9 protein-coding genes are annotated in these 7,098 nt (G+C 53.8%); 3 read left to right on the top strand and 6 right to left on the bottom strand.

The annotated features are described in order from the left end of the window. The 5 genes from IEX10_RS18720 to IEX10_RS18700 form a co-directional block, all read right to left on the bottom strand. The coding region (locus IEX10_RS18720) for a DUF3768 domain-containing protein (protein ID WP_188678761.1) at positions 1 to 384 on the bottom strand (384 nt) is incomplete at its 3' end. Between the two features lie 5 nt (positions 385 to 389). Then, positions 390 to 758, bottom strand: a complete 369-nt coding sequence (locus IEX10_RS18715) for a phosphoglycerate kinase (protein WP_188678759.1) — start codon at positions 756 to 758, stop codon at positions 390 to 392. A gap of 550 nt (positions 759 to 1,308) precedes the next feature. After that, on the bottom strand, positions 1,309 to 2,205 hold the full coding sequence (locus tag IEX10_RS18710) for a hypothetical protein (RefSeq protein ID WP_188678758.1): 897 nt from the start codon (positions 2,203 to 2,205) through the stop codon (positions 1,309 to 1,311). Positions 2,206 to 2,305: 100 nt separating this feature from the next. Further along, positions 2,306 to 2,854 carry a GNAT family N-acetyltransferase gene (locus IEX10_RS18705; protein ID WP_188678756.1) on the bottom strand — a complete coding sequence of 183 codons (549 nt, stop codon included), beginning with the start codon at positions 2,852 to 2,854 and terminating at the stop codon, positions 2,306 to 2,308. Continuing rightward, a complete protein-coding gene (locus tag IEX10_RS18700; protein ID WP_188678754.1) occupies positions 2,844 to 3,158 on the bottom strand; it encodes a type II toxin-antitoxin system TacA family antitoxin in 315 nt (104 codons plus the stop codon). Before IEX10_RS18700 ends, IEX10_RS18705 begins: the two co-directional genes overlap by 11 nt. A 529-nt stretch (positions 3,159 to 3,687) precedes the next feature. Between IEX10_RS18700 and IEX10_RS18695 the strand changes: the two genes are divergently transcribed. Then, a complete protein-coding gene (locus tag IEX10_RS18695; protein WP_188678753.1) occupies positions 3,688 to 4,743 on the top strand; it encodes a replication initiator protein A in 1,056 nt (351 codons plus the stop codon). Between the two features lie 73 nt (positions 4,744 to 4,816). Here the strand turns inward: IEX10_RS18695 and IEX10_RS18690 are convergent, their stop codons facing one another. Further along, on the bottom strand, positions 4,817 to 6,088 hold the full coding sequence (locus IEX10_RS18690) for a DNA polymerase Y family protein (RefSeq protein WP_229678642.1): 1,272 nt from the start codon (positions 6,086 to 6,088) through the stop codon (positions 4,817 to 4,819). A gap of 48 nt (positions 6,089 to 6,136) precedes the next feature. On the opposite strand from IEX10_RS18690, the gene IEX10_RS18685 reads away from it, so the two are divergent. Next, positions 6,137 to 6,373 (top strand): hypothetical protein, encoded by a 237-nt coding sequence (locus IEX10_RS18685; RefSeq protein ID WP_188678752.1) that lies wholly within the window; start codon positions 6,137 to 6,139, stop codon positions 6,371 to 6,373. Between the two features lie 9 nt (positions 6,374 to 6,382). Next, positions 6,383 to 7,093: an SOS response-associated peptidase gene (locus tag IEX10_RS18680; protein WP_188678751.1), complete on the top strand. Its 711-nt coding sequence runs from the start codon at positions 6,383 to 6,385 to the stop codon at positions 7,091 to 7,093. Positions 7,094 to 7,098 lie beyond the last annotated feature (5 nt).

The raw sequence follows: 7,098 nt of genomic DNA, 5'->3' as shown, positions 1-7,098 counted from the left end.
CGCCCACCGTATGCAAGTCGATGCCACTGGAGTGAGCATAATCGAGGAGCCAAACCAGCGTTGCACAGAAAGAAAAGGACTTGAAAATGTAATTTCCTCATGCAGGTCGATTTTCCAGAAAATGCTGTAGGTATTGCCAGCAATTTCGAACTCGAAGGCCCCAAAGGTGTGATCGCCGTAGGGGTCGTTATCCTCGTTAAAGACCGAGAACGTCTGAACCCGCTGCATGATGATGGCTTTGGCTGCTGGTGACAGGTCTGCCACGCCGCGCGTCATCACGATCTGGCCGGGAACGCTGAAATCTGCGCCCCAAGTGGTGCGAAATCGGTCGTTTTGCTCGGCGATTGCTAGGGCCGTCGCGCTGAATGTTTGTTGCTCGGTCATGACGCTCACCACCAGCACGAATAAACAACGGTTTGACCGTTGGTGATTACATCTTTCGCCCATGCGCAGAATGCGAGGTCTTGGGCTGCGTTTTCGTCAGCGGCTTCATCTTGAAATTGATGCCCAAAGAAGAACCCGCCATCGGATTTTGGAAGGGCCTTTTGTTTGACAAGTGCCTCTAAGGTGTCGATGTCTGCTGCCTCTAGCACCAGTTCTGCGCAGTTCAGCTTGTCGGCTGATTGACCAGTTTTGGCGGTAAAGAGCGTCTCTGCCCAAGCTTGCAGCTTGGAATGTTTGCGCCATACGAAATCGGCGGCGCGGTCGTCGTCAGCGCCATCGTCGTGTTTGATATATGCGTATTGATCGAGGCCCATGGGCTTACTCCTTTGTGGTGTGGATGGGGTCTTTGCCCCTTTGGTCGTCTGGTTTTGAGAAAAAGCCCTTTAGGGCGTCGTCTCTAAAACCTGACCCACTGGCGAAGTGCCGGAGTGAGCAAATGCATACCCGAAAAGCGCAAAAGTGGTGCGGCCCGCAGGCGCCAGCCGAGGACACGGTTTTGCTCTTTTGGGGTTGCGTGCGCGAGAACCCAGCGGGTTCTAAAGCAATCGTCCTGGAGCGGCGTATCGCGCTTGCGCGAACCCCGAAAGGACCATGAAATCAGGATCGGGCGAGATCCGATGCACCAGCGATCGTGACCCGCAGGGCAGATCAGCCCATACCAAGACATGCATGAAACAAGGGAAGCCTGCGGCTCGGTGACGAGACGCAGGCCTGACGATTGGATCAGCGTGAATTGGTGGGGGATGTTCTGGGTGCAAGCCGCTCTGCCGGCTGGAACCTGAGACGCGCGGTGACCCGGCCATCGGGCGGGGCAGGGGCCACGTAAACCGTAGTCTTCAAAGGCAGTTTATCAAAAAGGAGCCTTCAATACCCCATTTCCATCGCAAGGTTGCGCTCTTGTTGAGCTCTTAGTTCGTCCAAGGAAACATTTATCTGAGAGAATTCCAGATGATACATCGGCATCTGCCAGCTGTTATACAAACAACTGACTTGATCCTGTTGGGCGTGCTTTGCGATCACCCCGGCTTTCTCGCAAGCAACCAACATTTCTTCAACTCTAGCCTTCGCATCATGCCAGGTTTCTTCCTCGCGGAAATCTGTCTTACTCCACGCATCCGACATGATGCCCAGGCCTTCGCGCGTAAAAAGGCCAAAATCACGCAAGGCTACACAGACTTGCCAAGGCCGTGGCGCGCTGCATTCGCCAAGAAAGTCGAAGGGTAGGTCAGAATTGCGATGCATCTCGTTTGGGTCATGCCAATGCAAGGTGCCGTCGTCATGACATATGATATCGGCGTACATGTCGCTTTCTCGCTGAAATACCTCGTGGTTTGGCAGAATGTACTCACCAATCGCACCTTCCAGATAGTGGGAGGGGCGGCGCGTATCGATGTAGTCCTGGAGTTGTTGAACGCTCATTGGCTTCCAGCTTTGGGCCTCAACATAGATCAAGCGCGCCAGATGGTTGTAAAACCACTTGATCATCGCGCTCGTCTTTGAAGCACGCAAACGATTGGGACATCTGACCAAATCGACCAAAATGAGTATTTTGGCGATTTCTTCTGAAGCATTCCGGCTCAGGATTGCCGCACTGCGCGGATGATCCGAGAGTTCTTTTGCCGCATCTAACAGGCTTTGAACACTGCCCATGAGGGCAGGGAGGCCCTCGCAGATCAGGTCCAGTTGCTGATCAAGCGATAAGTTCGCGAGGGCCGCTGCGCGGCGCATGCCGATGTGTCGCGCGTTTTGAATATCAGGCATTGCGACCCCTGAGCAGTTCGTCCGGTCCTATATCAATTAGGTGGTACAGCTTGGTGTCGCTGAGCGTCATTTGGTCCATGTGGCGCAGATCATTCATCGCTCAGCCCGACAACGCGCGTATGGTCGCAATTGGCATGAAGAGACGCAGGGGTTGGTCCGGCAGCGGAATAAAGCCAAAGTCTTCGTAGTATGATTTGCGCCGGGCGACTGCTGCGGCCTCTCCATCATCAAAAACGTCAAGCATAACGACACAGGTGCCGATATCGTCTGATGCCCGTGCGATCCGGCTCAAAGCGTCTGCCACAAGAGCACTGCCGATGCCGTTGCCCTGCTGGTTTGCGTCAACACCGATCATTGCGATGAAGGCGGCCGGTAGCATGCCGTGGTTCATCGCCCGTTTTGCGTAGGCGGGGGGCATGTCTTTGACATCAACGGAATGCATATTGATGCCGTAGAAGCCGACAATCTGGCTTTTGGCGTCTATGACAACCCAGACCCTGACAACATCTGCCTTGCTGCCTTTTTTGGCGGTCAGCTTGAGATAGTTGTCAATTTGTGGGACGCCACAAGAAAAAGCCGCTCGATCATGAACTTTGTGATCGAACGGCTGGATTTCAAATGGAGGTTGGTCTGCTGGGTCAGTCGGCATTCGCAATCAGTTTCTTTCGCAATGCGAAAGCATTCGCCAGTCGCTTGGTTGGTTTGGGTGGGTTTTCCAGAGCATCAAAGAATGCGTTTCTGTCCGCCTCGCTCTCTACCACGGTGATCGCATGGGCCTCAATGGTAGATCGTGCCGCACTATAGGCTGCACTGACCACAAAAGCACTGATGTCCACGCCATTTAGGGTCGCGGCTCGGAGAATGTCAGCTTTTACACTGGGTTGCGTGCGTGATTCCAGACGAGCGCTCTTGGGCTCGTTGACAGCACTTGTCGTGTCTTGAAACGCCAACATTATAGTCTCCTTTCAGCAAACGGTTCACGGGAAAGGACATCTTAAGGCCTCTCGTTGGATCCTACGTACGGCAAATAGGCGTACGTGTCAAGTGTACGGCAAATTACCGTACGCTGTGTCCAAACTAAATGCTTCATCACCACAGCTTTCTAAGCAATTCATCGTTGGCAACCAGCAGTACACTGGTTTGGATCACTCAGTCCATGAAGGGTTGGTGTTATATATGGGTTATTTATATGGGTTACGAATCTAAAAACTCACATTCATTATTTAAAAACAATGGCTTACAAAAACTTTAGTGGGTGATAGGCCAACAAGTGGTGGGTGATAAGCCAAGATTCGGTGTGTCACAGGCCAATGATGTAATGCCTTATTACACCGATGACTGAGCGTTGGCTTGGTGGGCGATAAGCCAATAAAAATTGACTCTTGGTGGGCGATAAGCCAAGGGATTGACGCGGTGTGTGATAAGCCAATAGTGTGTGATAAGCCAATGAGGGTGCGAATCGGTGGGTGATAGGACAATCAAATGAGAGCGGTGGGTGATAAGCCAACGAAGCGTCTAGCCAATCCGCTGCTACCAGACCGGTTTCAGCAGCCGGATCTGTTCATCTGCGACATCTTTGATGCAGCTCCTAAGAGCGACATGGCTGGAATGGAGCACCCTGTGTTCTCCATCTCAAAGAAGCCAGACCATCAAACGCGACGCTATGAGAACAACGATAACTTCATCGAAATCACGCCCTCCGCCAAGGGTATGGCGACGGTGTTTGATCGCGATATCCTAATTTTCTGCATCTCTCAGCTGATCGCTGCTTTGAATGACGGCAAGGAGGTATCCAAGACAGTCAGCTTCAAAATCATCGACTACCTCGTGGCCACGGGCAAGCCGGTAGGGGGCAGTGCGTATATACGCGCAGAAGATGCTCTTGAGCGGCTGCGTGGCACATCGATCAAGACCAATATCGTCACGGGCTCTGAGCGGCAGTGGCAAGTGTTTGGATTGGTCGATAGCGCCAAAACTATCCGTCGCAATAGTGATGGCGCTCTTCAGGATGTGCAGGTCACATTGTCGGATTGGGTTTTTAACGCCATCCAGGCCAAGGAAGTTTTGACGATCAGCCGGGACTATTTCAGACTGAAAAAGCCTTTAGAGCGGCGCATGTATGAAATTGCGCGCAAACATTGCGGAAAATCAGCTGAATGGCGCATCGGGTTAGAAAAACTGCATCTCAAATGCGGTTCACATTCTTCAGCAAAAGAGTTCAAGCGTTTGGTGACCAACATCATCTCCGACAGCGCAGAACATGGCCATTTTCCAGATTATATCCCCTCGCTTGAGGGCAACATCGTTGTGTTTCGAAGCAAAGGGACCGTCCCGGTCCCGATGGTGGAGGTATTCGAGGGCAGGCTAGACCCTGAAGCCTACCACGATGCTCGAACGGCCGCCCCTGGTTGGGATGTGCGCATGATCGAGCGCGAGTGGCGTGCCTGGTGCGGCAAGGAAGAGATCGAACCCAAACACCCGGCAAAGCACTTTGTGAAGTTCTGTCAAAGTTGGTTCGAAAAGCGCGGCAAACCATAGCCGTCAGGTGGGGTCCTCTGACGCAGCTTGCGAAAACCTAACGACCAAGGGCAACCAACAAAAACGCCGGAAATTATCCCTTTTCGAAAAACCCCGGATGATCTTGTTGAAGCCCAAATGTCACGACGCGCTGACCATATCGACGGTTCAAACGATCGACAGCTTGGGCCAATTTCTCGTCACGATTCTTCCGACCTGGCTCCATAGGCAAAAACAACTCCCCGGAACGGTCTGCAAGTGCAATGACGTCGCCCAAATGGACGCCAACAGAAAGAATGACAACGCCCGACCTAAGCGGCAAACCGTTCCACAAAGTTTGGAATATCGACAAAAACAGGCGCGTGTCCTGACTCGCATTGCACGACTGTTTGCGCGACCATCCCCGGTCATCAGAACAGCGAATGAATAGGGACAATCGCCGCGCACAAAACCCGTCCCGTCTCATCCGTGCTACAGCTTTTTCAATCAACCAACGCCCCACGAGCATTGCCGCGTGGGGCGGACGATAGTGGGGCGCGAGAACCTTCGAATTGCCGTATCCGTTCCGCACGGTCGGCAACAAAGGAATATCCATGCCTTGCAAGGCCCGGACGAACCGTTCGCCTTCAACGGATCCCCAAATCAAGCGGGCGTGGCGCGGGTCGAGCGCATAGAGCTCAGGAATACCCCAGATCGCTGCGCGAGAAAGCCGGGCTTTGATGCCGTGAGAAATACCCGGCAGATCGTCAAGCTTCAGGTGTGCGATACGGTCAGGCATGTTGTCGGGTGAAAGCCATTGCAGGCCGTCGGGTTTTTCAAGCTTGCCAGCGATCTTTGCGAGAAGATGGTTTGGTCCAATGCCGATGGAGCATCGCAGTTCGGATCCGACGCGACTGCGGATGGCGGCCTTGATTTGTCGGCCGAGGTCCAGCGCAGCGGCCAGCTCTGCCGTTTGCCCACCCAGGGCAACCTGAAACTCATCGACAGAGCGGATGGCTTCGAGTTCAGCCAGTTCGTCCACCACGGCGGCGATTTTCTGGTTCACGCGGACATAGAGGCGATGGCGGCTTGAGCGGAAAACGATGTCTGGACACATGCGGCGGGCCTCAAACACGCGCGTTCCGGTTTTGACGCCAAACGATTTCGCCTCATAAGAGGCGGCAACGCAGGCCCCGGATTCGGCGCTGATTGCGGTGATACCGACAGGCTTTCCGCGCAGCGCCGGATCTTCCTGCTGCTCTACGCTCGCAAAAAAGCTATTCATATCAATGTATAATGAGCGCATCAGCGTCATGTAGGGATTTCCCGATTGTAAGAAGAGGACAAATGTTCTTATTTTGTTCTCACGGCGGAACGCAAGGATCATCTTCGAAATGTCGCCTTTGGTGGCGACTGGTCAGAGGAAATTCTGATCGTGGATGAGTTGCGCCGAGTGCTTGGCCTGGTCGAGACGGCCGCTGCTGAATGCGCAGTCAGGGATGTAGAAAGTGAAGAACTTTTGGCGGCCTTGCTCTATGTTCGTCAGAACATAGAAAAGGGGCCGATGCTCTGCGGCGCATTTTTCAAAGCCCTTCGGATCGAAAACCAGACCCTCCGCAAATCTGAAGCAACGCGCGTGGCGAAGATGATCCGGAGGTGGGCCGGACTATAGGACAGACCGATGTGCAATTTGTATGCCAATATTGCGACCGCTGAGGCCATGCGCCGACTTTTTCAGATTGAATCCGAACAGGACCACCTCGGGAATGCGCCGTCCCGGCCAAGTATCCACCCGAACTATCCGGCGCCGGTCGTGCGGCAGGTGGAGAACGTTGGGCGCGAGCTGGTGGAAATGAATTGGGGATTTTTGACCCCAAATTTTTCCAAACGTGATGGATCTCCGATCAAGCCTCGCGCTTGGAATAATGCGAGAGACGACAGCATTTTCGGGAAGGCGACGGGACTGTGGAAAGACAGCTTTTTGCACCGCCGTTGTTTGGTTCCAGCAACGAGCTTCAACGAGACGAAAGGGAAAAAGCCTGCTGAGGATTTCTGGTTCGGCATGGCGGCGGATAACGCGGATGCGCGACCAATCTTTGCGATAGCCGGACTTTGGCGCATCGAGCGTGAAGAATTGCGCGGGGAGGGCGAAACAGGCCTGCGGCATACGATGGTGACAACAGCGGCGAATGATTTGGTACGGCCTATCCATGCGAAAGGACGGATGCCGGTGGTCCTCGACCCTGCGGACTACAAAATTTGGCTGACAGGCTCGCCAGAGCAAGCACGGGCGCTTCTCAGACCGTTCTCGTCGACACAGATGCGTATCGTCAGGCACGGGATCAACGAGAAACGCGATCTGCCGACCGAATTTGGGGGGCAAACCCCCTAAATCGG

This window comes from Neptunicoccus cionae, from assembly GCF_014643735.1.
GTDB lineage: Bacteria > Pseudomonadota > Alphaproteobacteria > Rhodobacterales > Rhodobacteraceae > Amylibacter > Amylibacter cionae.
Note: the sequence above shows the minus strand (reverse complement) of the source record. Positions and strands in the feature narration are given on the sequence as shown.